Origin of the sequence: Sulfurovum xiamenensis (assembly GCF_030347995.1) — a bacterium.
GTDB classification, from domain to species: Bacteria; Campylobacterota; Campylobacteria; order Campylobacterales; family Sulfurovaceae; genus Sulfurovum; species Sulfurovum xiamenensis.
In genome coordinates this window covers 288,347-315,145 of record NZ_JAQIBC010000001.1, presented here as the reverse complement: position 1 = coordinate 315,145, position 26,799 = coordinate 288,347, and the positions used below count along the sequence as shown (strand labels likewise).

Here is a 26,799-nt window from a genome sequence, read left to right as displayed (position 1 = left end):
TTCTTATCCTCTATACTTTGTGATTATGTTTTCTATCTCTTCTTTAGAAGCAGTACTTGAGATGGTTTCACCCTTTTGTACATTGACTTCTTGAAGAGCATTTGTATTGCTTGATGAAATTATAGCTACATTTCCATTAGAGTGGCTGATACTCTCTGTAACTAGGTCTGTATCAGTAAAGAGTATATCATAGTCGCCTGATGCCAATGTGTTCTCTAACATCTCTATATCATCCAATGTATCATAGTCATGTCCTAGATTTTCCAAAACTTTTGCTAAAACTCTACGAGCCAGCAATAATTTTTTAGCAATCAGGATCTTTGCTTTTTTAGGTGTTTCAATGTTCTCTACCGCAGGCTCTTCAAGCGTAAGTTCTGGTTCATCAGAGATCTCAACTGCTGGAGTGATACTCTCTTCAGATACTTTAACCACTGTTTCTTCTGTTTTGGTAGTTTCTGCAGTTTCACTAGTTGCTTTGTCTGATAAGAACTTGTTTAGGATATAAAGTAGTTCAGTCGTTTCAATAGGTTTAGTGATATACTCATCCATACCTTCAGCCAAGAATCGCTCTCTGTCACCTTTAAGGGCATTGGCTGTTAAAGCTACGATCGGGATATGTGCTAACTCTTCATCCTCTTCATAGTCAAGGATCTCATGTGTCGCTTCAATACCATCCATCACAGGCATTTGAATATCCATAAAGAGGAGGTCATAATCACCACTTCTACGTTTTTCAAAGGATTCAAGACCGTTATTTGCGATATCCACGGTAATCCCATGCTCTTCAAGTATACGTCTAATAAGTTTCTGGTTAATAATATTGTCTTCTGTCACTAATACTTTAGCATCAAATCTGGTCTGTTGTACTGCTGCTGCTTCTTCAATACGCTGAGGCGCGATAGTCGCAGTATTGTTCAAGACAGTTTTTAGTTTACTGAGTGTAACCGGCTTAAAGAGAACATTGCTTTGATCAATACCCAGTGCTTCAACCTTATTACGGCTTGTAACATTGGCAATCACAATGAGTTTCGATTTATCCATATTTTCAATAGCATCAAGCATGTTTTGTCTTGCTTTGTCAATATCGATCCAGTAGTTCTTACAGGTATCATTATAATCAAGCTCTTTGAGTTCAGCTATGGATTCAAAATGTTTGACAGTTGGTCCAAAGTATTCAAACCATTTTTCTAGATTTTTGTCTAGTTTTGTCGGAACATCCTGCTCATATTTACCTAGGACAAGATCGGTGAATGCATTTTCATAGTTTACCTCAGTCGATGCAACCTCTTCTAATGGTAGTGAGAAGAAGAATGTTGTACCGTAGTCTTTAGCACTTTCAAGTTCAAGTTTTCCACCCATAAGTTCAACGAATTGACTAGAAATAGTCAAACCAAGACCTGTACCACCATACTTTCTTGTGACCGATACATCGGCCTGAGAGAAGGCATCAAAAATACGAGATTGTTGGTCTTTAGTCATACCAATACCGTTATCTCTAACACTGAACTTCACTCTATTCACACCATTTTCATCTGTCTCTTTGACAATATCAAGATTGACTTCTCCACCGTAACTTGTAAACTTAACGGCATTGGAAAGAAGGTTAATCACAATCTCTTTGATCTTCGTCGGATCCCCTTTGAGTTTTGCAGAAATCGTTGGATCCATGTAGTAGTTCATGTCAATATTTTTCTCTGTTGCTGCAACTGCATAGGTCTCAACTGCACTCTCAAACTCTTCAGCTGCATCAAATACGATACTTTCAATCTCGACCTTGTTACTTTCAATTTTTGAAAGGTCGAGAATGTTATTGATAATACTAAGAAGGTTTTCAGAACTTTTATCAATAATTGAAAGAAACTCTTCTTGTTCTTCAGTAAGATTCGTACTACGTAAGATCTCTGTAAATCCAACAATACCGTTCAGAGGTGTACGAATCTCATGTGACATGTTTGCGAGGAAAAGTGATTTTGCTTCATTGGCCTGGAGGGCAATAAGTTTATCATCTTTTGCTGTTTCAACAAGGTCCTCAAGGAATTTATAGGCTTCTTTTGTACCTTCATGCGTATCAAGGTCGATATTTTCAATCGCATGTGAATCTGATGCAAGGTATTGATCACTGGCTTTCATCTCTTCAACCGCTTTGTTCAATACGTCTTCAAGCTCTTTAATGTTTCTTGTAATATCTCTTGCTGTTGTGTACCCCAGGTAGGCCAAAATAAAACTCAGCAACCAGATAGCGCCTGCGATAGCAAGAAGCAAAAGTTGTTTATCAAGATAGAGGTTACTTTTTTTCCATAGAGCATTTGAAACCACGAGTTCTGCTTTTGAAAGCAGTGCGATCTTCTGTGTCTGCAATGCAAACCAGTCCATAACTTCTTCTGCATAGTCACCGTTATCGATATCTGTCTGGATCGCAGATGATGTCAGAGCCAGGTCATTCATCACTTCTTTGGCATGATCGTTATAGAGGACTTTTTCCAGTTGTGTACGCAATGCATCATTGTTTACCTGTTTGAGATCAAAAATATGTGCTTTTGTTTTGAATTCATCCCATAATGCAATTTCCTCAAATGAGAGAGAAGATCTTTTTGCCATATAATATGCAATAAATCCTCTTTCAAGTCCACTGTACTCTTGAGCTGTATAAATTTGTGTAAGTGTATCGATCAGTCCTGAAATATCTGTATCAAGTGCATACTTCTTAAGTATCAGGATCTTGTCAAGCGTTGGTGTAGATAGACCGTTTCTATAGGTTTGAAAAAACGTCGTTTTAAAATCTACATTTTCAGCATCTATCTTTTTTCTGGCTTCGGGAAGTTTATCTATATTGGCTACTAGCAGTGTATAAGGGTCTAATGCTTTTGCCGCCCCTCCTTCTAATAGTTCAACTAAGAATGGAAGGTATACCTTTTTGTCTGTGATGATTTCATATTTGAGGTTTTCAAAAGACTCATCTAGTTTCTCACGTTGTTTGATAAGTGCGTCCGCATACATTTTCTTATCGCTTCCAAGATATAAGGCTGTTAATCCGTTCTCTTTACCGATTTCGATAAGTGATTTGTCCAAAGCACCATTGTTGATCAATGTCGTTTTCAGTGCATTAGCCTTTTCATAGTTTACATATGAAGTTACAAAGAAATAACTTGATAGTAGAATGAGTAGAGAAATTGGTACCAGACCAATAAGTTTGAGTCTATTACGTATAGTCATAGTGTATTTCCTTTTATTTTGCTAGCGCATTTATTTGAATTTCGAAAGACAAAAAGTGTCCCCAATAGTCTTTGATCAAAGCTTCTAAAGTACTGCTGTCTTCACAAAACTGTATCTTATAGAGCGTATCAGAGAGTGGATTGATACGAAGGTTACTTGCTGCACCTTTAAGCAGATGTCCTATTTTCTGAATGGCATCCAGATCACCCTCTTCATAGGCTTTGAGCATATTTTTGGTCTCAATATGACATTGCTCGATAAAATCATGTACAAATTCTTCAATAAGGTCAACCGGTAAAGAGAGATCATTAGCAGCTTCTTCAAGTTGAAAGTCAAAGTGAATAGGTTTGATACCTTCAAGTGAAATCGTACCAAATCCCTTTTCATTGATAGGCGCTTCTAGTTCAACTTCTTTTTCTTCTACATCGAAAAGATCCATCTTATCTTCTTCTTGGGTATCAAGGAGTGTCATTTCAGGTTCTGCTTGAGAAGTTGGTGTTGTAGTGATTCTTGAGAGAGTTGCGTAAAAAGATTCTACAGTTGCTTTTAGCTCATCTGCAGGTACAGTATCTATTTTGGCTATGATGTCTCCGATAACCGGTAGTTGTAATACCTCACCAAGATGAGAAAGTGTTGCAACAGCATTGGAACGTTTTGTACTCTCTTCACTCTGTAGATCCTGCTCAAGTCCCAGTGCCGTATCGATATATTCATTGAGGAATGTATCGTAGTCTTCATGAGAAATACCGATCTGTTGACACACTTTATCGATATCTACAAGAATTTCAGCACTCTCTTCTGACACAGTTTTCTCACTAGCTACTTCTTCTTTATCGGATAAGCCCAAGTCAAGGATCTCTGTATCTTCGGTCATAATATCGAGTGGTGCTTCTACCGTTTCAACACTGCGCTCTGTCTCCTCTTCCATAACAAGGTCAAAGAGTTCGTTATCCTCTATGGCAAGCTCCGCCTCTTTACTTGTATCTTGACTACCAAGAGGAGTGATACTTTCTGTTTCCTCTTCCATGACAAGATCAAAGAGTTCGTTGTCATCGATAGCCACTTCTTTTTCTTCACTGCTTTTCTCTATTTCCAAAGGTGCGATATTTTCTATAGTATCATCAAGTGTTAATACCGATAGATCATCTTCAGCAGCTTTTTCCTCTTCTGTTTGGATTTCAACCAATGTGATACGACCAAGCATACTTGAAAGGGAAGTTTTAGAGACCGGAAACATTGTATCATCTTGACCTGTTGTGATCTTGATATCTGTTTCGGATAAATCAAATCTTGTATCGCCTAATGCAATTTTTAATGATAATTCATCGATATGCGATAAACCGCATAATTCCAATAGACTTTTATCTGCAGCGATAATTTGATTTGTTTCATTTAGTATATAGTACATTTTGTTGACAACCTCTCTTTAATTACTTTCTTTTTCTAATAAATCCCTGTATATAGGAATTGTCTCTGTTACTTCTGTTTCAGATGCCGGTCTTCTGGCTGCAGTATAACCAGTGATCTCTCCATCAACGATGATAGGTGAAATATGTGAATAAACCCAATAATATCTGCCATCTTTTCTTAGGTTCTTTACGATACCGGTCCACTCTTTTCCGCCCTGTATTGTGTCCCAAAGTTCTTTGAATGCTGCTTTTGGCATATCTGGATGTCTGACGATATTGTGATTTTTGCCTACGAGTTCATCTTTGGTATATCCTGCTATTTCACAGAATTTTCTATTCGCGTATGTAATGATGCCTTTAAGATCTGTAGAACTTACTATCAAGCCTTTTTCAAAGATATACTCTTCATCAATTGGATCAGGTCTATTCATTGTATTATTCTCCCCCCTTTTGTAGTGTGTAGTGTAAGAAGTGTAGTTCCAATAAACTCACAATCATAAAGTTTACTGTTTGCAGCCTGGCAATCTTTATAAGACCCATGGCTTTCTGTCCTCACTTCACAATGAGTTTAGCTTTTAATTTAACGTTATGTATTACATAAGATGCACTAGAACATTGTTGTCTGGAAATACTGCAAACATAATAGCACTGCTAAAACTCTATAACAACTAAACTAAAAATAGATTGAATTAAGAAGTTTTTTAGTAAAAAATATTAAATTATGGTTGTTTATGGATTATAATTTTTAATAATGTTAGAGATTTTTTTATTCGTAACTTTTTCTATTTCTTCGTAAGATGCATTCTCTATGGCTTCAAATGTTCCGAAATAGTCGATCAACTTTTTGAGGGTTGCTTTACCTATGCCTTTTTTATTCAGAAGTGAGATTTGTGTATCCTCTTTACGTTTTTTGTTTTGGTGGTAGGTGATGGCATAACGGTGTGCTTCATCTCTTTGGCGCTGTATCCAGTGCAGACGTTTGTCATTTGCTTTGAGCTCAAGAACACCATGGGAGGTATAAAGGATGTCCTTGGCCGCACCTTTCGCACGGTGTGCTTTGGCATCGAGCTTCTCTTTGGCTATAGCTATGACATCAAGATTGACATGGGCTTCTTTTAGAAGTTTTTTTGCAAGATTGAGATTGGCTTGTCCTCCATCAAGTATCCATAGGTCTGGAGCAGGTTCTTCTTTGAACTTCTCTATCCGTCTGGAGAGCATCTCTTTCATCTGTCCATACTCATCACGTTCATGCAGGATGTATCGTCGGTATGCTGTTTTATCCCATTTGTTTTCATCCCAGACTACCATACCACCCACGGTAGCAGCTCCCATAAGATGAGAGTTATCAAAAGTTTCTACACGGTAAGGAATGACAGAAAGGTCAAAGAGGTCTGCTATTTTTTGTTCCATGAGCGTATCGCTTTGCGTTTTACGCAATAATTCTTCGCAGTTCTGCAGGGCTAGAGAGATCAGTTTGGCTTTAGGGCCGCGTTGAGGGGTAAGTATCTCTATTTTTTTGTTAAAGCGGGCAGAGAGACTGTGTGCCACCTGTTCTGAGTCTTCAAAGGTATGGGCCGTAAGGATCTGTTTGCTTATATTAGGGGTATCGATGGTATAGAATTCCAATAAAGCTTGTTTGTAGGCTTCATTCTCATCAAAAATATGTGTATGTCTGAAGTAGGAGTATGAGGATGAGATGATCTTTCCTCCGCGCATAAAGAGTTTGACGATCACTCCTTTTTCATCACCATTAAGTATGGCAAAGATATCAAGGTCCATTGCATTTGCAAAATCGATGTTCGATGAGATGGTGAGTGAAGAGATAGCATTGATGCTGTCGCGCATAGCCGCTGCTTCCTCATAACGTTCTTGCATAGCAAGGTTTGTCATCTTCTCTTCAAGGGCAGAGAGTAGATCTTTACGTTTGACAATGGATGTTTTGGCCTGCGTGACGATCTCTCCATAGGCTTCAGGTGATACTTTTCCTTCACAGGGTGCCAGACACTTTTTGATCTGGTAGAAAAGACAGGCTTTTCCTTCTTTTAAACAAGACTTTTTTTGTACAAGCGGATAGACCTCATAGAGTGCATCAAGCAAGGCTTTCCCACCGGTAGGGAAAGGGCCATAGTAGGTAATATTTTTTCCTTTGATGACCTTTCTAGTAATCTCAAATCTGGGATATGCGACAGATTCATCGATATATATGTAGGGGTAGGTTTTATCATCACGAAGTAAAATGTTGTATTTGGGTTTGAGCTGCTTGATCAGCGAGTTTTCCAGGATGAGTGCATCCTCTTCTGTTTCAACTACGATATACTCAAGTCTACTGGCTTCATAGAGCATTTTGATGATGCGAGAACTTTGCGTAGGATTGGGTCTGAATTCAGGAGAAAAACGCCAATAGCTTTTGACCCTGTTTTTAAGGTTTTTGGCTTTTCCTACATAGAGCAGTTTGCCGTTTGTGTCAAAATACTGGTAAACGCCTGCAGAGACGGGTAGATCTTTGATTACTGATTGCATGTGACTATGGCTTTAATACGTTCAAATTTTTCTTTGAGTTCGTTATCTGAAGGTGTTTCAAAATTTCCCTTGGCGCGTTCATGATAATTCGGGACACTGACATAAGAGACTTTTTCCTGAGGCATCGCATAATACTTGCTATGAAATACCACAACCTTTTCAGCCTGCATCATCTTACACGCTTCATCATGTTCGTTAAGCTGTGTTAATAGGGTTTTTAATAAATCTCTATTATAATTAAGTTCCATTTTAAAACCGGGGTGTGTGACTGCTATAAAGAGTGTTTCATCTTTGATGTATACAAAAGCAATAGCTTTTTGCCATTTGGGACTCAGAAGATCGATAAACTTTTGGTAACACTCCTGCCGTTTTAATGATTTAAACTGAGGCTGAGAAGATAAATGAGACAAAATTATATTGGCTTTTTTCATAAAGCGATTATATCATCACTTTGCTGTATCATCTTAACAGGGTGTGGCTACAAAACTGACCCTGTCTATGTAGAAGAGACTGTAGAGAACAATACAAGTACGAAGACAGAAGGGTAAAGATGCAGAAGTATGATGTATTGATTATAGGTGCAGGTATAGCAGGACTCTATGCAGCCATGCAGCTACCTGCAAGTAAAAAAGTCTTAGTAGTCTGTAAAGACATCCCCTGGGAGTGTAACACGTTTTATGCCCAGGGTGGTATGACAACCGCTTTGAATGAAGCGGATATTCCTCTTCATGTCGAAGATACCATGGCTGCAGGTTCGTATCATAATAATAAAGAGGCTGTGGAGATCCTTTCTCGTACTTCACTGGAGACCACACCTGATATCATTTCCAGAGGAATGGAGTTTGATACAGATGAAAGTGGGAATCTTTTATATACGAAAGAGGCGGCACACTCTGTAGAGCGTATCATCCATGCAGGGGGAGATGCGACGGGACGTTATATGCACTACTTTATGATGGTACAAAACAAACACCAACTTCAGAAAAATACACTGGTCTATGATCTGCTTATAGACAATGGCAGATGTTTTGGAGTCAAAGCAACGGTTAATTATGAACCGACGACTATCTATGCGGATGATGTGATCATCGCTTCTGGAGGTATAGGCTCTCTTTATGCGTATAATACAAACTCCCGTACCGTTAGTGCTGATATTCATGGTATTTGTGTGGAAAAAGGTATAGAACTTGCGGATATGGAATTTATGCAGTTTCACCCTACGGTATTTGTTGAGACCCCTTTTGCAAGAAAACTGTTACTGACTGAAGCACTTAGGGGAGAGGGTGCACATGTAGTGGATGAAGAGGGAAGACGTTTCCTGTTTGATTATGACGAAAGAGGAGAATTGGCCAGTCGTGATATTGTGGCTCGCGGTATTTTCAATCATAAGCGAAAAACGGGACAAAAAGCTTATCTTGATTTTTCCATGTTCGAAGAGAAATGGTTTGAACATCGTTTCCCTAATATCACACATACTTTTGCCAGACTTGGCTATAAATTTCCGAAAGATAAGATCGCTATTTCTCCTGCATTTCACTACTCTAATGGGGGTATTAAATGCGATACCAATGGCTGTATAGACGGTATGGAAGGGCTTTATGTCATAGGTGAAGCCGCTAGAACAGGTGTGCATGGTGCAAATCGTCTTGCATCCAATTCACTGCTTGAAGGGGTGGTCTTTGCGAAACGTGCAGTGGACCATCTGCTTTCCAAAGAGCATAAAGCCATGAAAACACCTCTTTTTGAGAAAGATTACGGTAATATTCTGCACAAAGAAAACGATAAAATCTATAAACAAAAATTGCGTCAAGTGATGTGGGATGATATAGGGATTATCAGGACAAGAAAAGGTTTGCATGAAGCTAAAAATCTCATTTATGATATGAAAAATAAAGAGATAGGCAGATTACTTAAACTTAGACTAAATACTGCTTCTGCCATTGTAGATGCAGCACTTGCGAGAAAAGAGTCTTTGGGCTCGCACTATATAGAGTCTTTATAACGTTCCATGTATGGACAGATATGGCATACCAAAGAATTAGGAGAACAATTAATGACCACAGAGATATTACACACAGATTTGACAACCACATGGGTGGGGATCGCTTCACTTATCATATTTGTCGTAGGATACTACTTTATTGCAGCGGAAGATAAATACCTTATAAACAAAGCAAAACCGGCACTTTTTGCAGGAACAATGATCTTTATGTTGATCGGTGTCTATTATGCTATCAATGGTTTAGACGGGGCACATCTGCACCACGAAATAGAGTTGCTTATTTATGAGATCGCAGGGATATTCTTCTTCCTTTATGTGGCTATGACCTATATTGAAGCGATGATCGATAGGAATGTGTTTTCTGCTTTACGTTACAATCTTGTCTCTAAAGGGTATAGCTATAAAAAACTGTTCTGGATCACAGGTCTTTTGGCTTTCTTCATTTCTCCTGTTGCCGATAACCTCACCACAGCATTGATCCTTTCAACGGTATTGATCACCATTGATAAGACGAATAAAGCCTTTATTGTACCTTCCGCGATCAATATCGTTGTTGCGGCAAATGCAGGTGGTGCCTGGTCACCGTTTGGTGATATCACTACATTGATGGTATGGGTTGATGGCAAGGGGGCATTTGTTGATTTCCTTTATCTTTTCCCTGCATCTATACTGGGCTGGTTTGTCACGGCATTTCTATTGAGCCGTTTTGTACCGAACGGTACACCACCATTTGCAGCTGATGAAAAAAAGGTGTATATTTCTGCAGGTGGAAAAGTGATCATGGGTCTTTTCGCTTTAACCATTGCTTCAGCAGTTCTCTCGCACCAAGTGCTTCATCTGCCTGCAATGTGGGGAATGATGTTCGGTTTGGCTGTGCTTAAACTCTATATTTATAGAATGAGCAGAGAAGTAAGATATGATAGTGATGGTATTGTATGTCCTCCGGTCAATGTTTTCTCATTCATTGCTAAAATTGAAAATGATACACTGCTTTTCTTCTTTGGTATTTTAGCTGCGGTTGGCGGGCTTCACTTTTTAGGTTTCTTAGAATATTTCACGGCACTTTATTCTCAGTTTGGTGCAACTACCGTGAATATCGGGGTAGGATTCCTTTCTGCAATCGTGGATAACGTACCTGTGATGTCAGCAGTACTTAAGTCAAGTCCGGACATGGGTGCTTCTGCACATGCACAGTGGATGCTTGTAACACTGACTGCCGGTGTGGGTGGTTCACTTATCTCGTTTGGTTCTGCTGCCGGTGTGGGTGTCATGGGTAAACTTCATGGTATCTATACATTTGGTGCACATTTAAAACTGGCTTGGACCGTACTGGTAGGTTATATCGTATCTGTCTCTGTCTGGTATGTGCAGTTTCTTATACTTGGAATAGGCGCGTAACCTTACGTAGGTTTGGTTTATGGAATTAGTAGTTCTGAATATCCCTTAGAACTACTAAAAACGTATTTTTATAGTTAAGTTTTTTTTGAAAGATTTAACCATACATATACAAGGAAAGATGATGAAACAAGTACCTATATTAGTCTTAGACTTCGGATCACAATATACGCAGCTTATCGCTAGAAAACTGAGAGAGAGTGGTGTTTATACAGAAGTGGTACCGTATCGCGAGAGTATTGAAGACATTAAGGCCAGAAAGCCGCAAGGTATTATCCTTTCTGGCGGCCCGGCTTCTGTTTATGCGGAAGATGCGTATAAACCAGATGATGGCGTGTGGGATCTAGGACTACCTATCTTGGGTATCTGTTATGGTATGCAGCTTATCACACAGCACTTTGGCGGAAGCGTGATTGCAGCGGATCATCATGAATACGGAAAAGCAAAACTTCACATAGAAAACAATGGCGGTATCTTCAACAATATCTCAAATGACTCTATCGTATGGATGAGTCATGGCGATAGAGCAGAACGTATACCTGATGGTTTTGAAGTGATCGGAACAAGTGAAAACTCTCCGTATGCAGCTATAGCCAATGAGAGTAGAAACATCTATGCATTCCAATTCCACCCGGAAGTACATCACTCTGTTGAGGGTACTGCGATGTTGAAGAACTTTGCGAAGCACATCTGTGGTTGTGACAGTACTTGGAACATGGGGAGCTTTGCTAAAGAGAAGATTGCCGCGATAAGAGCTCAAGTAGGTGACAGAAAAGTCCTTTGTGGTGTAAGTGGGGGAGTAGACTCTTCTGTTGTTGCTGCTATGCTCAACGAAGCATTACCTAAAGAACAACTGATCTGTGTATTTGTGGATCAGGGATTACTTCGTAAAGATGAAGCAGAGCAGGTACAGGATATGTTTAAATTGGTCGGTATACCTTTGATCACGATCGATGCAAAACAAGAGTTCATGGAAGCACTGGCAGGGGTAACGGACCCAGAGACCAAGAGAAAAGCGATCGGTGAGAAGTTCATTGAAGTATTTGATAAAGAAGCAAAGAAACATACAGATGTAAGTTTCCTGGCGCAAGGAACGCTCTATACAGATGTCATCGAGTCGGTCTCGGTCAAAGGGCCATCAAAGACGATCAAATCTCACCATAACGTAGGTGGACTTCCTGACTGGATGACATTTGAACTGGTTGAACCGCTGAGAGAGATATTTAAAGATGAGGTAAGAAAACTGGGTCTTGAGCTTGGCCTTCCAAAGCATATGATAGGTAGACATCCATTCCCTGGGCCTGGTCTTGCGATAAGAGTCATGGGTGATGTGAATGAAGAGGCTTTGAGACTGCTTCGTGAGTCAGATGCGATCATGCAAGAGGAGTTGAAAGCTACAGGTTACTATGACAAAGTATGGCAGGCATTTACGGTACTGCTGAATGTACAGTCTGTAGGTGTGATGGGGGACAACCGTACGTATGACAATACGGTATGTATCCGTATGGTTGAATCAGTGGATGGTATGACTGCTACTTTTGCACATATCCCACATGATGTACTTGAAGGGATGAGTAGAAGAATCATTAATGAGATTGATGGGATCAATAGAGTCGTGTATGATATCAGCTCTAAGCCTCCTGCAACGATCGAGTGGGAGTAGTTTCTCCTATTTGATCTTATGGGAGTTTGTTCAGTCAGTCATGTGACTTCGCAAGCTTCTTCTTAACAACCCTTGAATCCAATACCAATGAGAAAGAAATAGAATCATAGCTATACCGTTAGATGCAAGTCCATTGTGTTACAATAGTATTTACAAATAAAAAGGAAATAGAATGATGAAATGTATCCCCGCATATATTAAGTATATTCTCCTAGGTGTGATGGTCGGTCTTTTTATTATCTTGTCAATCTTTTATACACATAGTACACTTCAGCTAGGAGTAGCAATGGTCTTTGCCATACTTCAAAGCCGCATCAACTGTCCCAAATGTGGTAATTCCCTATTGAAAGATAAAAATGGCTGGTATATATTTACAGTCAGAACAACCTGCCGTCATTGTGGACAAGATACAATGTTATGTGAAGTTGAACCGGATGCGGTTACCCAAAAGCGTTTACAGTAATTTTACACCAATACCATGACGTTTATTTGAGACGCTTCGGTGATAATATTTTAAAGGAATCTCTTATGAAACAAACTTTTTTTTACACTTTCTTGTCTGTTGCTATTGCTACATTTATGACCGCCTGCAGTGGTCAAATGGCTGATAAAATGGCTGTAGTAGGTACCCCTTCTTTATCTTCTAATCCTTGTACTGTGATCGATCAAAAAGTGATGAGATTAGATAGGTTCACCCAAGTGGTACAAAACACCAGTGCTTTTCATTTAGAAGAAAAAGCTGCAGCGCTGACAGTACCGGGGATCACGGTCAGTACAAATAGAAAAAAAATGCTAAAAGATGCAGAGAAAAAATATGCAGAGTATGCTGCAGAGCATCAAAAATACGGTTGTGAATCTTCTATACATACAAGCACTGCAGAAATGGCAGTGGTAAGTAAAGCTGCTCTCTTATCTGATCGATGTGATACTATCGATAACAAACTGATGAGACTGAATGAATTTATTGCGATGGTTAACCATACCAGTGCTTTTCATTTGGAAGAAAAAGCTGCAGCACTGTCAGTACCGGGGATTACAGTCAGTAACAATAGAAAGCAGATGCTAAGAGATGCAAAGAAGAAATATACAGAGTATACGGCAGAGCGCCAAACATACAATTGTAAAACACCTATGCCTATACGCACTGCCAACATATCAGATAGAAAAGAAGAGATCAATAAATCTGTGTCAGTGTCTGAACCATCTACTCAGAGTGATAAAAAAATGACAAAACCAGAAGAATCGACAACCAAGGTCAACCCTATCGGTACTGTCGATATGAAAGAAAAAGCTGTAGCACTTCCGGCAGCGGGAATCACGGTGAAAAAGAATACAGTGCAGATGGTCAGTGAGGAAACGAAAAAAGATGCAGAAGATACTGCAGAGCGTCAAAAGGAGAATGTTGAAGCTCTTATGACGGTGGAGAGTGCTCAAATAGCTGACAAAAAAGCTGTGAGAGGCAATTCTGATGTATGCGATGCCCTTGATAAAGAACTGATCGAACTGTATGAATTTATGATTATGGTAAAGAATACCAGTGCTTTTCATTTAGAAGAAAAGCTTCAAGCAATGCCGGTACCGGGGATTACGGTGAGTAATAATAAAAAGAAAATGTTAAGAGATGCAGAGAGAAAACGTAAAGAACTTTTAACTGAACGTGAAAAACAGGGTTGTAAATCAGCTGAAGAATAATAAGAAAATATATTTTGAAATGGGTGTAGTTTTGGTATGACAAGCGAAAGTAAAAAACATCTATCCCTTCTTATTATGGCTATTTCTTTTATAGCCTTTATCTACGGTACGATCAGAGCGATGGATATCGTAGACAGGACCCATATAGGTACATCTAATGGGTTCTATAGATCCTATGTTACGACCTCCCAAGAGATACAAGAGAAAGCATTTGCACTAACAGCGCATTGTTCCGATGAACTCTGTAAAATACAATCCTTATTGGATTTTGTGACCAATATCCCTTACCAGACCAACACTTTTCAGCAGTATTCTGCACAAAAAACAATACAGCAGAATTTTGGAGATTGTGATGATAAGAGTAATTTACTTATTTCTATGCTACATGCATTAGGGATAGAAGCCTATTTTGTTTTGGTACCTAAACACATTTTCGTCATTACAGCTATAGAGGATAAACGAATGGATAAGACAAAAGGGTTCTGGATCAATGGAAAGAAATACTTTATCCTTGAAAGCACGGCCAGAAATTCAAATATAGGTTTTCCTTTACGCTATACACTGGATCAGATCGATGTCATTGTCGAGCCATTCTCAAACGAAAAACTTTCTATAGAGAGTCTAGAGTGGAAAGAGTAAAGGTCATGTATACATTTTGGGGTAAATAAAAAAGTTCAGTTTTGCTTTTTCGGGTTTTAATTTCTTCCAATGCTTGATAGGAAGTTTCAAAGCGACGATACCTAAAGTAGGCACATTGTCAATGTAGTCATCGAGCATCAGGTCTGTTAATTCAGTTGTTTCGGGATTGTGCCCAACGATAAACACATCATCATATTTGTCTTTGATCTCTTTAATAATGGAAATGACATCCAGAGGTTCTGCCATATAAAGAGCATCGATATATTTTATTTTTCCAGTATAACCTATCTCTTTGGCTAAACCTTTGGTTGTGAGTTGGGCTCTTTTGGCTGAACTGGAGAGTATGAGATTCGGCATTACTTTTTTCTCTTTGAGTGCATTTGCCATGGTAGGGATCGCTTTTTCACCTCTTTTATTGAGACCCCTATCGAAGTCACTTTGACTCTCATCACTCCAATCTGATTTTGCATGTCTTATAAGGTATAAATTTTTCATATTTTTATTATAGCAAGATAAAGAAATATTTTAAAACAAAAATACTTTAGTCAATAACACTAAAGTTTCCTTCAGAAAACTTGTAAAATTTAGAAAAATATATTATAATCCCACAAAATTAATACACTATAGGAGAAATAGCATGGCAAAACATCAATTTCAAACAGAGATCGGTCAACTCTTAAAACTGATGACACACTCTCTTTATTCAAACAAAGAGATATTTATACGTGAACTTGTATCTAATGCTTCAGATGCGTTAGATAAATTTAATTATCTTTCTCTTACAGATGAAAAGTTCAAGAAGGATGAGTGGTCTGGAAAAGTATTTATTAAATTAGATAAAGAGGATAACTCTCTTACCATCGGTGATAATGGTATAGGGATGAATGAGACCGATTTGATGGACCACTTAGGGACCATTGCCAAGTCTGGTACAAAAGCATTCATGGAAAACTTGACCGGTGATGCTAAAAAAGATTCAAATCTTATCGGTCAGTTCGGGGTAGGGTTCTACTCTGTGTTCATGGTTGCAGACAAAGTAGATGTGATCTCTAAAAAGGCAGGTGAAGAGCAGGCTTACATGTTCAGCACTGACGGTACAGGTGAGTATGAAGTGAAACCTGTGACGAAGGAAGCGCATGGAACGATCATCTATATTAAACTTAAAGAGGATGAAAAAGAGTTCTTAGATAAGTGGAGAGTACAAGAGGTGGTGAAGAAGTACTCAAACCACATTGCATACCCTATTATGTTGAACTACTCTGAAGAGGAGACAGAAGGTGAAGGGGATGAAGCAACGACTAAAATGGTCCATAAATCAGAACAGATAAATGCGGCTACTGCACTCTGGACACTTCCAAAATCTGATTTGAAGAAAGAGGATTATGTAGAGTTCTATAAAACATTGGCCCATGGAGATAATGAACCATTGAGCTATCTACACAATAGAGTAGAGGGTGCCAATGAGTTTACCACACTTTTCTATATCCCTAAAACTGCGCCTATGGATATGTACAGAGCAGATTATGAAGCAGGTGTAAAACTCTATGTAAAGCGTGTATTTATTACTGATGATAACAAAGAGTTACTGCCACCGTATCTGCGTTTTGTAAAGGGTATCATTGACTCTGAGGATCTGCCGTTGAATGTCTCTCGTGAGTTACTCCAGGAAAACAGAATTTTGGCCAACATTAAGCAAAATTCAACAAAGAAGATACTCCAGGCTATTAAGAAACTAAGCGGTGAAGAGGCAGATACATTTATTGGACAATACAATAGAGTAATGAAAGAGGGTATCTACACAGACCATGTGAACAAAGAGTTATTGCTCGATATTGTCAAGTATAAAAGTTCGACAGAAGAAGGTCTTGTATCGTTTGAAGAGTATGTGAGCCGTGGTGATTCTGAGAAAAAAGAGATCTACTATATCGTAGGTGATGATGAAAAAGTACTCAGAAACTCTCCACTTCTTGAAGCTTATAAAAAAGCAAATATCGAAGTACTTATCATGGATGATAAAGAGGTGGACAGTATCGTTACTCCTATGATAGGTTCCTATAAAGAGTGGAACCTTAAAGACATTACAACGATTGAAGCACCAGACTCTAAGACGGAAGAAGAGAAAGAAGAGATCTCTAAAGAGTTCAAATCGCTTACGGATAAGATCAAAGAGGTATTGGGTGAAGAGGTTAAAGAGGTGAAAACCTCGACAAGACTGACATCTAGTCCATCATGTGTACTGAAAGACAGCTCAGATCCTATGGCGAGCATGGCAGCGATGTTTGCACAAATGGGACAGGAAATGCCGGAGATACCTTTGATCTTGGAGATCAATCCTGACCATGAAATGATCAAAAAGCTCGATAAACTTGATGACGAATCGCTCTTTTCCGATCTCTCATGGATACTTCTGGATTCTGCAAAACTCTCTGAGGGACTCGAACCTAAAGATAAGGGAGCATTCGCACAACGTGTAGCTTCGTTAGCGACAAAAGCACTCTAATTTTTCTTTATATTTTAGTGCACGGGCAAACTCTCCCGTGCCATTTAAATCTAACTATGCTAAAATCATTTTTCATTTAACATTGAGGCCATTACATATGAACATCCCAAATTTATACGAAGAAGTGATTGCATTTGGAGTGCTTCTTTGTGCTGTAGTAGCACTCCATTTTATGCTTAAATTGCATTACCAGTTTGCTTTCGGGTTGATGAAAAATACCTCTTCGTATGAAACACATGAGGCTAAAATAGAGAAAGCCAAACACTATCTCTTTTTTGTACTGAAGATGCTGTTATGGGTTGGGCTCATAGGTGTCTTCATATTTGGTAGTTATTATCTCTCAGAGGGGAAGAGTCTTAAAGCACTTCTCTTTACACTGTGGGCTAAGATACCAGAGGGCTTTTGGTTAGAAGCATTTTTTGTTATCATTCGAATAGCTGTGATCATTACTTTGTCACGTTATGTGTTAAAGTTTGTTTATGCATTTTTGGATAAACATCAGCAAAAAGCGATTGAAGATCGATGTGACAATTGCCGTGAAATAACTATTGTTACATTCTATACACGTTTACACAACATAGTGAAATATACAGTCCTACTAGGTATACTGTATCGTATTACACTTTTCTTCACCTTCTTGGATGTAGTAAGTCGTGGATTATGTATACTTCTTATAATTTATTTTATGGTATCTGTGGGATTGTTAACACTCAATGGGTTGACAATGATGAAAGAAAAAAGAGGAGTATGAATATGAGTCAGGCGTTAAAAATGTCACCACAAAAACGAGCCACACTTGTGTCAAGTTCGGTTGCAACACTTTTGGTGATCTTAAAATTGGTTTTGGGTATAGCAAGCGGATCAGTGGCGGTACTTGCTTCTGCAATTGACTCACTTTTAGATATGTTGGTGTCCGGGTTTAACTTTTTTGCGATTAAAAAGTCAGAAGAACATCCAGATGATGAATACCACTATGGTAAAGGTAAGATCCAAGCTATTGCTGCGGTCATAGAAGGGACGATCATTACTATGTCGGGTATCTATATCATTTATGAGGCGTTTAAAAAGTTAAGCAGTGGATCTGTGACCACGCTTCTTACCCCTTCCATTGTGGCAATGACACTTTCTATCATCATTACCTATCTTTTAGTTAAGTATCTTTTGAAAGTTGCAAAGGAAACAGACAATCTTGTGATCAAAGCAGATGCTTTACATTATACAACAGACCTATGGAGTAATGCTGCTGTTCTGCTGGCACTGGGACTGGTATATCTGACAGGAATTGATGCGATTGATGCGATCTTTGGTTTAGGAATAGGACTTTATATTATCTACTCTGCCTATGAGATCATTCAAGAAGGTATAGAGATACTTTTAGACCGTGCACTGGATGCAGATATGGTGGAAAACATTGCAAAGATCCTCTCGAATCATCCTGAAATCACAAGTCACCATTGGCTTAAAACTCGTACGGACGGTACCACTAACTTTGTAGAATTTCATATGGTTTTACGCCCTAATATGTTGCTGCTTGAAGCACACCGTATCGCCGATCAAGTAGAGGATCAAATCTTTTTACTAGATACCAATAAAAACTGGGTCATCACACCACACTTTGATCCTTATGATGACGAACGTATGAATGTGGCGATGCTGAATGGTGAGCATTTATCCAGAGTGGCAAACAAGTAATCATGACTCAAAATGATGGTATGATTTATCTTTTATCCCCTCTACGGAAGGAAGGAACGATACATCTACCCATGATATGTTTTTCGCTTCTACATTCAGCGCTAGATCTTTCAAAATGTGACACCCTTCTCTTTACCTCCAAGCAGGCGGTCAAAAGTGCAGAAGCATTAAATCCTGAATGGAAAAAATATCCATGTATAGCCATAGGTTCAGCAACGGCAAAAGAGATAGAATCTTTGGGTGGAAATGTGATCTATCAACCCAAATCATTTTATGCTGAGAGACTCAGTCAAGATATCATCACGCAATTTCAAGATAAAAAGATTTTATACTTACGTCCCAAAGAAGTCTCTTTTGAGTCCAAAAAATTTTTAGCCACGGCAGGGATAGCACTTCAGGAACAAATTATTTATGAAACATCCTGCATTCGCTATGATAAACAAGATAAACCAGGTAGAAATGCCATTATCATCTTCACATCTCCCTCGACGATTCATTGTTTCTTTAAAAATTTTCAATGGGACGATAGTTATACAGCTGTTGTGATAGGTGAAGCGACAAAAGTACATTTACCTGACGGGGTACACTACGAAGCAGCAGATAGACCAACAATAGATGCCTGTATACTAAAAGCAAAGCAAATTTTACTCACTTCTAACTCCAAATAGGTTATAATATATTTAGCCTAGGTGATGCGACTACTGTATTTGGGGTCCAACATTTATTCTTAGTGGGACATGTAGTCTCTTAGTGTGTGGATGTTTTCGTTTGAGCTTGACTTGGTCAGCGAGAGATCATCCCCTAAAGAGAGACTCTCTCCTACACCGTTGGCTATATAGGGCCGACTTGACACAGAACGCTCGCCCGGGTCTTATTAGTGACGATGTTTGCACGCATAGGACTTTGGAAAGGTCATTGACGGACAAGGAAGTTCGCCTTCTTACCTTTCCAAAACCCTCTACGCACAATGGTCATCCCTGCTAATCAGACCGCATATTATGGTGATAATTAAACTTTTTTCGGAGAATTGTAAATGAACGTATTGATAATAGGTGCCGGCGGTAGAGAATATTCTATTGGTTTGGCATTGACAAAAGATGAGAATGTAGAGAAGATCTATTTTGCACCGGGTAATGGAGCAACAGACACATTAGGTGAGAACTTAGAGATCAGTGATTTTTCTGCATTGGCAGATTTTGTTGAAGCCAATGGTATCGAACTGACTATTGTGGGGCCTGAAGCACCATTGGTCAGTGGTATTGTTGATGTATTTAAAGAGAGAGGTCTTACGATCTTTGGACCCACAGCCCAAGCTGCACAACTTGAAGGTTCCAAGATTTTTATGAAAAACTTTCTTGCGCGACACAATGTTCCTACCGCAAAATATATTGAAACGGATTCACTGCAGGATGCCTATGATTTTATCATGACACTTGATGCACCGATCGTAGTGAAAGCAGACGGACTTTGTGCGGGTAAGGGTGTGATCATCGCACAAAGCCATGACGAGGCAAAAAAAGCCGCAGGTGAAATGCTTTCAGGCAATGCATTTGGTGATGCGGGAACCAGTATCGTTGTGGAAGAGTTCCTGGATGGCTATGAGCTTTCTGTATTTGCTATCTGTGATGGAAAAGATTATGTGGTTTTACCTGCTGCACAAGACCATAAAAGACTTCTTAATAATGATGAAGGTCCCAATACCGGTGGTATGGGTGCATACGCGCCTACACCGCTGGTCAATGATGAGATCTATCGTAAGCTGAACGAAAGAGTGATAGAGCCTACACTGAAGGGTATGGAAGCTGAAGGTATGCCGTTTACGGGTGTACTTTTTATCGGTGTGATGGTGGTAAAAGGTGAGCCTATAATTCTTGAGTATAATGTACGTTTTGGTGACCCTGAATGTGAAGAGTTGATGCCACTGCTTAAGTCTCCGGCTTCTGAACTCTTTTATAAGGCAGCAACGGGTGATCTTAAAAATGCCAAGATAGAGTTTCATGACAAATATGCAGTTGGTGTCGTGATGGCAAGTAAAGACTATCCTTATAAAAGTACACCGCCTGCAGAGATCATTGTAGATGATATCTACCATGAAGAGGTAAAGGAAAATGCACATATCTCATATGCGGGAGTCACGCGTGGTGAAGATGGAAAACTCTATGCAACAGGCGGTAGAGTACTGGTTTGTGTAGGTATTGGTGACAGTATCAAAGAGGCACAAAGGCGTGCCTATATGTTAGTAGGGCAGGTACATTTTGCAGGCAAGCAGTGTCGTACAGACATTGCATATCAAGCACTCTAGGAAGTGGAGATGTCTGAATCTCTCTCCTTGCCTATTGCAAGTCTTCAAAAAAGAATTACTTCTTTTGTGATAGATGATATTGTTATCACACTGTTTTTTATTATTATTTTTTATGATCAGTTTTCTGCAGTTCTTTCAAATATCACAGTGGTAGATGAAGCAGCACTTGAAAATATCAATGCTTTTATCGCTCAAAACCTTTTGGTGGTACTCTCTATAAAACTCCTCTATCATACTGTTTTGATATGGCAAAATGGTATGACACTAGGTAAGTATTTTATGAAGATCAAAGTCATAGACTTAGAAACAGGAGAAACTCCTGGTTTTCAAAAGGCATTTTTACGTGCTTCAGTAAGAATTCCAAGTGAAGTACTCTTTTACTTAGGCTTTCTTATGGCATTTTTTGTACCGCTTAGACAAACGCTTCATGATAAACTCTCTAACTGCGTAGTTGTGAATGACTAAAAAGATCTTTTTTTTTCTTGTATCTATAGTAATGGGTGTGCAAATACTGCATGCTGTTTCAGATAACAGTAAGATAGAGATCACAGCAAAACATGTGGATGCGACTAAAAACTTAGTCAAAGCTAGAGAGAATGTGGTCGTATATTATGAAGATTCTGTGATAAAAGCATCTTCTGCATATTTTGACAAAAGCACGAAAATACTTGTGCTTGATGGTCAGATCGAAATGCTGGGATATCAAGGAAGTAAAGTTCATACCAATCATCTTGAAATTCATACAGAGTCGAAAGAGGTCACTTTTGACGAACTCTTTCTTATCGGTAAAAATGACGTGTGGATCTTTTCGGATGATGCACATAAAGAAGAAAGCAACTACACGTTGGGTGCATCTCTGATATCCAGTTGTGATATAGTAGATCCTTTATGGAAAATGGCTTTTTCAGATGCTTTATACGATAGTGATACAAACTATATAAAGATCTATGGTGCAAAAGTATATTTATGGGATATTCCTGTGTTTTACACACCGTATTTAGCTTTTTCTACTGATAAAGAAAGAAGTTCAGGGCTTCTCTTCCCTGCTTTTGGGTATTCATCCAATGGGGGATTTTTGTATGAACAACCTATCTTTTGGGCTATTTCTCCAAGAATGGATATAGAGTTTAACCCTCAGATTCGAACGGCAAGAAGTATAGGGATGTATAGTACGTTACGTTTTGTTGACTCAGCGTATTCATCTGGAAAGTTAAGGGTAGGATATTTCAAAGATAAAACGGAGTATATAGAGGAGAATTCTCTTCCAAATGGTAGTCATTATGGGGTAGAGTTCAACTATGAATCTTCTAAAGTATTTTCTCATAAATTACCCACTGGATTTACAGATGGTCTCTATATCAATACCACTTATCTGAATGATATCGATTATTTGAATTTACAGCAAAGTCATTTGAAACATTTTGGACTTATTCCTTTACAGGAATCCAGAGTGAATTATTTTCTTTATAACAATGATTATTATGCAGGATTCAATAGCAAATATTTTATCGATACAAGAAAAGAAGATAATAGTGATACATTACAGATACTGCCTTCTATACAATTACATAAATACTTAAGTCATTTACTATGGGATAATCTTACCTATAGTGCAGATCTCCGTATCAATAATTTTGATAGAGAAAAAGGTACAACTATGCGTCAGGCAGAGCTCAAGGTACCAGTGGAATTCACGACCTCCTTTTTTGATGATTTTTTGAACCTCTCCTTTGGAGAAGAGTTATATTACAGTAAATTCTTTTTTGGTAATGGAGAGTACCTTTATGATGATTTTGAGTATTATAGTAATATACATAAGGTAAAACTTTTTACAGATCTAACGAAAAAATATGATGGCTTTACCCATGTACTGCAACCCGCTTTATCATACATTAGACCTGGGAATGAATACAAGTCCCCTTCATTGTCTGCACTGGATGTGAACCAAACAGCATTGTTCACGGTAGGGTTACCAGAAGAGCACTATGCATTTAATTTAAGCCAATACTTTTATGATGAAATGATGAATTTAAAGTTTTTTCAAAGATTGACGCAGACCTATAACCCTGACAGAAGCTATGAGTTTGCTGATCTGAGTAATGAAATGCAGTACAACTGGAATGGGTGGAGTTTGTATAATAATGTGATCTATTCACATGAGTATGGTAAAATACGTGAGTCAGCCAGCCGTATTACCTTGAATGAACAAGGTTCCCATTTTAGTTTGGGGCATACCTATAAACAAATATTACCTGATGTACCGACGTATATTACCGGTAATATCAATGCAAATGAAGTTTATTTTTCTTTTGGATATACACTCAATGAACAAATGAAGTTGAATGGCGGTGTCACATATGATGTGGATGATGCATCAAGTAAGCAGTGGAGATTTGGGGGGAGTTATCATCGTGATTGCTGGAATGCTACAGCTTCTGTTCGACAAGACATTGTACCTAGGCCAACAGGCTATACAGAGGATACTACTTTCTATTTGCAGTTGAACTTTATTCCTTTTGGTGCAGTAGGAACAGAATAATGAATATCAATCCTAAAGATGAGATAGAAAAAGCGTTAGAGATATTACATCTGCCTAAGTTGATCAGCAAAGCAGATATAAAAAAACAGTACCATTTTTTGGCTAAAAAGAATCACCCTGACCTGGGTGGAGATGTTGAAAACATGGAGCAGTTAAATCATGCGTATAAATTATTGATGAAGTATATAGAAGAGTTTCGTTATACTTTTGATGAAGAAGAGATTTCCAAACAATTCCCAGGAGCAGATTATGCCCAACGATTCAAACCCTAATGCCTATTTTGAAGATAGAGAAGATGCCTCAAAACAGTTGATCGAGACGCTTCCTATAGAGCTATTCACAAAAAATGAAACGGTAGTGATAGGTGTCAGTGAAGGGGGCGTTTATTTTGCAGATAAGATATCCAAGTCTATTAATGCACAGATGGATATTTTACTCGCAGAACCTATATTGGCACCGAATAACCCTGAGTTGGCTATCGCAATGGTCTCCGAAACAGAAGAAGTGGTGATACATAAAGCACTGGTAGATGCATTTGAGATCAATGAAGACTATGTCTATGGCGAAGCCCACAGAAAGTATGAAGAGGAAGTACTCTCTTATGTCTATAAATATCGAAAAGGCAAGGACTTGATCTCTCTCAAGGGGAAATATGTTATCTTAGCTGATGAGTGTATAGAAACAGGACTGACCATGATGGTTGCACTGAAGTCGGTCATCGCAAGAGGAGCTAAAAATATTTTTATTGCAACACCTATATTGGATAAAGGTGTCTATCAAAATCTTCTTACGGTGTGTGATGGTGTATTTTGTCCTCATAAGATACAAGACTATATTTCGATAGAATACTATTACAAAGATTTTGAAAGATTGAATTTTGAAGAGATATCCTCCATGGTCCATGATCAAGAAGTAAAACCAAAAGAAGTAGAATAAATATATTTTTATGAAAATAAACATGTAAAACAGCATAGTATGAAAGTATTTAACAGTTAAAAGGAAAGAAAAACGAATGAAAGAACAAAACATAGAGATCAAGGTAAACAGTCTCGAAGAAAAATATGAATTTAATAAAATAGCAAAGCAGGCAAGTGGTGCAGTGATGTACCGACAGGGGAAAGCGGTACTGATAGCAGCTGTTGCAGTCGATGAAAAAGCAGTCGATGAGGATTTTCTTCCTTTAACTGTGCAGTATATGGAAAAATCTTATGCTGCAGCCAAGATCCCTGGCGGTTTCATCAAGAGAGAGACAAAGCCTGGTGACTTTGAAACACTGACATCTCGTATCGTTGACCGCTCTTTACGTCCGTTATTCCCTAAAGGGTTTCACTATCCTGTAACGATCACAGTGATGGTGGTAAGTGCAGATTCAGAGGTTGATATGCAGGTAGCTGCTTTACATGCGGCAAATGCAGCACTGTATGTTTCAGATATCCCAGTGACCACAAGTATCGCTGCAGTCAGAGTTGGTACAGTCGGAGATGATATCGTTATCAATCCGACACTTACACAACAGGCAGAGAGTGAACTGGATCTTTTGGTTGTTGGTTCAGGTAAAGATGTAGTGATGATAGAGATGCGTACACTCGCCACTGAGGGTGAAGAGGGACAAAGTGCCAATGAGTTTGATGAGTCAGCACTGGTTGATGTGATCGCAATGGCAGCAGAAGCTATAGATGCAGCATCAACTGCTTATGCAGATGCCTTTACTCCTATGGTAAGACAACCCCTGGACCTACCATTAGCTGAAGAGAAAATAGATGCATCACTGTATGCAATGATAGAAAAGAATTATGCAGCGGATGTCGAAAAAGCTATCTCACATATGGCAAAGAGTGAGCGTTCTACTGAACTTAAAAAAGTGCGTACGAAAATCATGGAAGCTCTAGAATCAGAGGGTAAAGAGGCAGATAAAGAACTGGTATCCAAAGTCCTGGAACGCTACAAAAAAACAGTGGTTAGAGCGATGATCCTAGATAAAAATATTCGTGCAGACGGCAGAACACTCGATGAAGTAAGACCTATCAGCATCGAGACAAATCTTTTACCTTCTGTACATGGGTCATGTCTTTTTACACGTGGCCAGACTCAGGCACTTGTCACGGTGACACTTGGCGATAAAAAAGATGCACAGATGTATGAATTGATCACTGAGAAAAACGCTCAGTCAGAGAACTTCATGGTACATTATAATTTCCCAGGTTACTCTGTAGGAGAAGCGAAATTTATAGGTGCGCCTGGTAGAAGAGAGCTTGGACATGGTAATTTAGGGAAAAGAGCATTAGAACCTACTTTAGATCTAAACTATGATGGAAGTATCCGTTTGGTCTCTGAAATTTTAGAAAGTAATGGTTCGTCCTCTATGGCGACTATCTGTGGTGGTGCATTGGCATTGCGTGCTGCTGAGGTACATACTACAGCACTTGTGGCAGGTATCGCTATGGGTCTAGTGAGTGAAGGTGACAAGTATGCTGTACTGACAGATATCATGGGGCTGGAAGACCATGATGGGGATATGGATTTTAAAGTAGCAGGTACTTCAAAGGGTATCACCGCACTTCAAATGGACATGAAACTCGGTGGTATAGACTTGGCTGTACTAAGAGATGCATTACAAAAAGCCAGCCAGGGAAAGAATCATATTCTTAATATTATGGAAGAAGCAGAAAAAAACATTGTTTCAAGTGCTGCACTTCCTAGTACAGAACATTTTACAGTACATCCAAGCAAGATAGTAGATATCATCGGGAAAGCAGGTGCAACGATCCGTGAGATCATAGAAAAGTTTGAAGTCTCCGTTGATCTTGACCGTGATGTAGGTGGCGTAAAAATTTCAGGTGAAGACAAAGAAAAAGTAGCAGACGCAAAAGCCCATATAGAAGAGATCGCTTCATCCCCTGTGAAAAAGCAAATGGAATATAAAGTCGGTGAAAGCTATGAGGGTAAAGTGAAAAAGATCGTAGATTTCGGAATTTTTGTTGAAATGCCAGACGGTTTTGATGCGCTGCTTCATATTTCAAAAGTAGCCAAAGAACGTGTTAATAACCTTTCAGAAAGATACAGCGAAGGTGATAAGATCACTGTGGTGGTCATGGAACAAAAAGGTAAAAAGGTCGAGTTGGCAACTCCAGAGTTTTTAGCTTAAATTTTTTCTTCTATACTTTGTCCATTTATGCATAAAGTACAGAGGGTTTGTTTCCTGTGTATACTCTAAAATTAGTTAATCCTTCTCT

The 26,799-nt window shown here is 38.8% G+C and carries 23 protein-coding genes and 1 riboswitch; of the genes, 17 read left to right on the top strand and 6 right to left on the bottom strand.

Translation table 11 applies throughout. The annotated features are described in order from the left end of the window. Positions 1-3 precede the first annotated feature (3 nt). The 5 genes from PF327_RS01640 to PF327_RS01620 all read right to left on the bottom strand — a co-directional run bounded on the left by PF327_RS01640 (position 4) and on the right by PF327_RS01620 (position 7,552). A complete protein-coding gene (locus PF327_RS01640; RefSeq protein ID WP_289401051.1) occupies positions 4-3,213 on the bottom strand; it encodes an ATP-binding protein in 3,210 nt (1,069 codons plus the stop codon). Between the two features lie 13 nt (positions 3,214-3,226). Further along, positions 3,227-4,621, bottom strand: coding sequence for a hypothetical protein (locus tag PF327_RS01635; protein WP_289401050.1), 1,395 nt, complete (start codon positions 4,619-4,621; stop codon positions 3,227-3,229). An 18-nt stretch (positions 4,622-4,639) separates the two neighbouring features. Further along, entirely contained in the window at positions 4,640-5,053 is a 414-nt protein-coding gene (locus PF327_RS01630; protein ID WP_008244164.1) for a PAS domain-containing protein, read from the bottom strand. Between the two features lie 77 nt (positions 5,054-5,130). After that, a riboswitch (cyclic di-GMP riboswitch) is annotated at positions 5,131-5,205 on the bottom strand. 146 nt (positions 5,206-5,351) lie between these two features. Continuing rightward, positions 5,352-7,142: an excinuclease ABC subunit UvrC gene (uvrC, locus tag PF327_RS01625; RefSeq protein WP_289401049.1), complete on the bottom strand. Its 1,791-nt coding sequence runs from the start codon at positions 7,140-7,142 to the stop codon at positions 5,352-5,354. Beyond that, entirely contained in the window at positions 7,130-7,552 is a 423-nt protein-coding gene (locus PF327_RS01620; protein ID WP_289401048.1) for a DciA family protein, read from the bottom strand. The genes uvrC and PF327_RS01620 overlap by 13 nt, the downstream gene beginning before the upstream one ends. On the opposite strand from PF327_RS01620, the gene PF327_RS01615 reads away from it, so the two are divergent. The 7 genes from PF327_RS01615 (at position 7,544) to PF327_RS01585 (ending at position 14,533) form a co-directional block, all read left to right on the top strand. After that, positions 7,544-7,690: a hypothetical protein gene (locus PF327_RS01615; RefSeq protein WP_188084890.1), complete on the top strand. Its 147-nt coding sequence runs from the start codon at positions 7,544-7,546 to the stop codon at positions 7,688-7,690. The genes PF327_RS01620 and PF327_RS01615 overlap by 9 nt on opposite strands. A gap of 2 nt (positions 7,691-7,692) precedes the next feature. After that, entirely contained in the window at positions 7,693-9,144 is a 1,452-nt protein-coding gene (gene nadB, locus PF327_RS01610; RefSeq protein WP_289401046.1) for an L-aspartate oxidase, read from the top strand. A gap of 51 nt (positions 9,145-9,195) precedes the next feature. Next, positions 9,196-10,542, top strand: a complete 1,347-nt coding sequence (gene nhaD, locus PF327_RS01605; RefSeq protein ID WP_008244155.1) for a sodium:proton antiporter NhaD — start codon at positions 9,196-9,198, stop codon at positions 10,540-10,542. 121 nt (positions 10,543-10,663) lie between these two features. Continuing rightward, the gene (guaA, locus tag PF327_RS01600) at positions 10,664-12,202 is read left to right on the top strand and encodes a glutamine-hydrolyzing GMP synthase (RefSeq protein WP_289401045.1); all 1,539 of its coding nucleotides are present in this window, start codon (positions 10,664-10,666) and stop codon (positions 12,200-12,202) included. Between the two features lie 172 nt (positions 12,203-12,374). Continuing rightward, entirely contained in the window at positions 12,375-12,665 is a 291-nt protein-coding gene (locus PF327_RS01595) for a hypothetical protein (RefSeq protein WP_289401044.1), read from the top strand. Positions 12,666-12,730: 65 nt separating this feature from the next. Next, on the top strand, positions 12,731-13,894 hold the full coding sequence (locus PF327_RS01590) for a hypothetical protein (RefSeq protein WP_289401043.1): 1,164 nt from the start codon (positions 12,731-12,733) through the stop codon (positions 13,892-13,894). Positions 13,895-13,930: 36 nt separating this feature from the next. Beyond that, complete coding sequence (locus PF327_RS01585) at positions 13,931-14,533, top strand: transglutaminase-like domain-containing protein (RefSeq protein ID WP_289401042.1); 603 nt, start codon at positions 13,931-13,933, stop codon at positions 14,531-14,533. 3 nt (positions 14,534-14,536) lie between these two features. Here PF327_RS01585 and PF327_RS01580 read toward each other — a convergent pair whose 3' ends face one another. Further along, complete coding sequence (locus tag PF327_RS01580) at positions 14,537-15,028, bottom strand: SixA phosphatase family protein (RefSeq protein ID WP_289401041.1); 492 nt, start codon at positions 15,026-15,028, stop codon at positions 14,537-14,539. A gap of 142 nt (positions 15,029-15,170) precedes the next feature. On the opposite strand from PF327_RS01580, the gene htpG reads away from it, so the two are divergent. The 10 genes from htpG to PF327_RS01530 all read left to right on the top strand — a co-directional run bounded on the left by htpG (position 15,171) and on the right by PF327_RS01530 (position 26,711). Continuing rightward, positions 15,171-17,033 carry a molecular chaperone HtpG gene (htpG, locus tag PF327_RS01575; protein ID WP_289401040.1) on the top strand — a complete coding sequence of 621 codons (1,863 nt, stop codon included), beginning with the start codon at positions 15,171-15,173 and terminating at the stop codon, positions 17,031-17,033. A 97-nt stretch (positions 17,034-17,130) separates the two neighbouring features. Further along, positions 17,131-17,784 carry a hypothetical protein gene (locus PF327_RS01570; protein ID WP_289401039.1) on the top strand — a complete coding sequence of 218 codons (654 nt, stop codon included), beginning with the start codon at positions 17,131-17,133 and terminating at the stop codon, positions 17,782-17,784. Positions 17,785-17,786: 2 nt separating this feature from the next. Next, positions 17,787-18,725: a cation diffusion facilitator family transporter gene (locus PF327_RS01565; protein ID WP_289401038.1), complete on the top strand. Its 939-nt coding sequence runs from the start codon at positions 17,787-17,789 to the stop codon at positions 18,723-18,725. Positions 18,726-18,796: 71 nt separating this feature from the next. After that, positions 18,797-19,393, top strand: a complete 597-nt coding sequence (locus PF327_RS01560) for a uroporphyrinogen-III synthase (protein WP_289401037.1) — start codon at positions 18,797-18,799, stop codon at positions 19,391-19,393. Between the two features lie 365 nt (positions 19,394-19,758). Beyond that, positions 19,759-21,027 (top strand): phosphoribosylamine--glycine ligase, encoded by a 1,269-nt coding sequence (gene purD / locus PF327_RS01555; RefSeq protein WP_289401036.1) that lies wholly within the window; start codon positions 19,759-19,761, stop codon positions 21,025-21,027. 9 nt (positions 21,028-21,036) lie between these two features. Continuing rightward, positions 21,037-21,492 carry an RDD family protein gene (locus tag PF327_RS01550; RefSeq protein ID WP_289401035.1) on the top strand — a complete coding sequence of 152 codons (456 nt, stop codon included), beginning with the start codon at positions 21,037-21,039 and terminating at the stop codon, positions 21,490-21,492. 31 nt (positions 21,493-21,523) lie between these two features. Continuing rightward, positions 21,524-23,566, top strand: a complete 2,043-nt coding sequence (locus PF327_RS01545) for an LPS-assembly protein LptD (protein WP_289401302.1) — start codon at positions 21,524-21,526, stop codon at positions 23,564-23,566. Then, on the top strand, positions 23,566-23,838 hold the full coding sequence (locus PF327_RS01540; protein ID WP_289401033.1) for a DnaJ domain-containing protein: 273 nt from the start codon (positions 23,566-23,568) through the stop codon (positions 23,836-23,838). The genes PF327_RS01545 and PF327_RS01540 overlap by 1 nt, the downstream gene beginning before the upstream one ends. After that, on the top strand, positions 23,816-24,502 hold the full coding sequence (locus PF327_RS01535) for a phosphoribosyltransferase (protein WP_289401032.1): 687 nt from the start codon (positions 23,816-23,818) through the stop codon (positions 24,500-24,502). Before PF327_RS01540 ends, PF327_RS01535 begins: the two co-directional genes overlap by 23 nt. 76 nt (positions 24,503-24,578) lie before the next feature. Then, entirely contained in the window at positions 24,579-26,711 is a 2,133-nt protein-coding gene (locus tag PF327_RS01530) for a polyribonucleotide nucleotidyltransferase (protein ID WP_289401031.1), read from the top strand. The last annotated feature ends 88 nt before the right edge of the window (positions 26,712-26,799 follow it).

Bases quoted from the DNA above. Each gene is read 5' to 3' on its own strand.
- PF327_RS01630 (WP_008244164.1), bottom strand. From the start codon at position 5,053: ATGAATAGACCTGATCCAATTGATGAAGAGTATATCTTTGAAAAAGGC.
- PF327_RS01545 (WP_289401302.1), top strand. From the start codon at position 21,524: ATGGGTGTGCAAATACTGCATGCTGTTTCAGATAACAGTAAGATAGAG.
- PF327_RS01570 (WP_289401039.1), top strand. From the start codon at position 17,131: ATGAACATCCCAAATTTATACGAAGAAGTGATTGCATTTGGAGTGCTT.
- PF327_RS01615 (WP_188084890.1), top strand. From the start codon at position 7,544: ATGAGACAAAATTATATTGGCTTTTTTCATAAAGCGATTATATCATCA.
- PF327_RS01595 (WP_289401044.1), top strand. From the start codon at position 12,375: ATGATGAAATGTATCCCCGCATATATTAAGTATATTCTCCTAGGTGTG.
- PF327_RS01580 (WP_289401041.1), bottom strand. From the start codon at position 15,028: ATGAAAAATTTATACCTTATAAGACATGCAAAATCAGATTGGAGTGAT.
- PF327_RS01585 (WP_289401042.1), top strand. From the start codon at position 13,931: ATGACAAGCGAAAGTAAAAAACATCTATCCCTTCTTATTATGGCTATT.
- guaA (WP_289401045.1), top strand. From the start codon at position 10,664: ATGAAACAAGTACCTATATTAGTCTTAGACTTCGGATCACAATATACG.
- PF327_RS01635 (WP_289401050.1), bottom strand. From the start codon at position 4,621: ATGTACTATATACTAAATGAAACAAATCAAATTATCGCTGCAGATAAA.
- htpG (WP_289401040.1), top strand. From the start codon at position 15,171: ATGGCAAAACATCAATTTCAAACAGAGATCGGTCAACTCTTAAAACTG.
- purD (WP_289401036.1), top strand. From the start codon at position 19,759: ATGAACGTATTGATAATAGGTGCCGGCGGTAGAGAATATTCTATTGGT.
- nhaD (WP_008244155.1), top strand. From the start codon at position 9,196: ATGACCACAGAGATATTACACACAGATTTGACAACCACATGGGTGGGG.
- PF327_RS01590 (WP_289401043.1), top strand. From the start codon at position 12,731: ATGAAACAAACTTTTTTTTACACTTTCTTGTCTGTTGCTATTGCTACA.
- PF327_RS01565 (WP_289401038.1), top strand. From the start codon at position 17,787: ATGAGTCAGGCGTTAAAAATGTCACCACAAAAACGAGCCACACTTGTG.
- PF327_RS01550 (WP_289401035.1), top strand. From the start codon at position 21,037: ATGTCTGAATCTCTCTCCTTGCCTATTGCAAGTCTTCAAAAAAGAATT.
- PF327_RS01640 (WP_289401051.1), bottom strand. From the start codon at position 3,213: ATGACTATACGTAATAGACTCAAACTTATTGGTCTGGTACCAATTTCT.
- PF327_RS01535 (WP_289401032.1), top strand. From the start codon at position 23,816: ATGCCCAACGATTCAAACCCTAATGCCTATTTTGAAGATAGAGAAGAT.
- uvrC (WP_289401049.1), bottom strand. From the start codon at position 7,142: ATGCAATCAGTAATCAAAGATCTACCCGTCTCTGCAGGCGTTTACCAG.
- nadB (WP_289401046.1), top strand. From the start codon at position 7,693: ATGCAGAAGTATGATGTATTGATTATAGGTGCAGGTATAGCAGGACTC.
- PF327_RS01540 (WP_289401033.1), top strand. From the start codon at position 23,566: ATGAATATCAATCCTAAAGATGAGATAGAAAAAGCGTTAGAGATATTA.
- PF327_RS01530 (WP_289401031.1), top strand. From the start codon at position 24,579: ATGAAAGAACAAAACATAGAGATCAAGGTAAACAGTCTCGAAGAAAAA.
- PF327_RS01560 (WP_289401037.1), top strand. From the start codon at position 18,797: ATGATATGTTTTTCGCTTCTACATTCAGCGCTAGATCTTTCAAAATGT.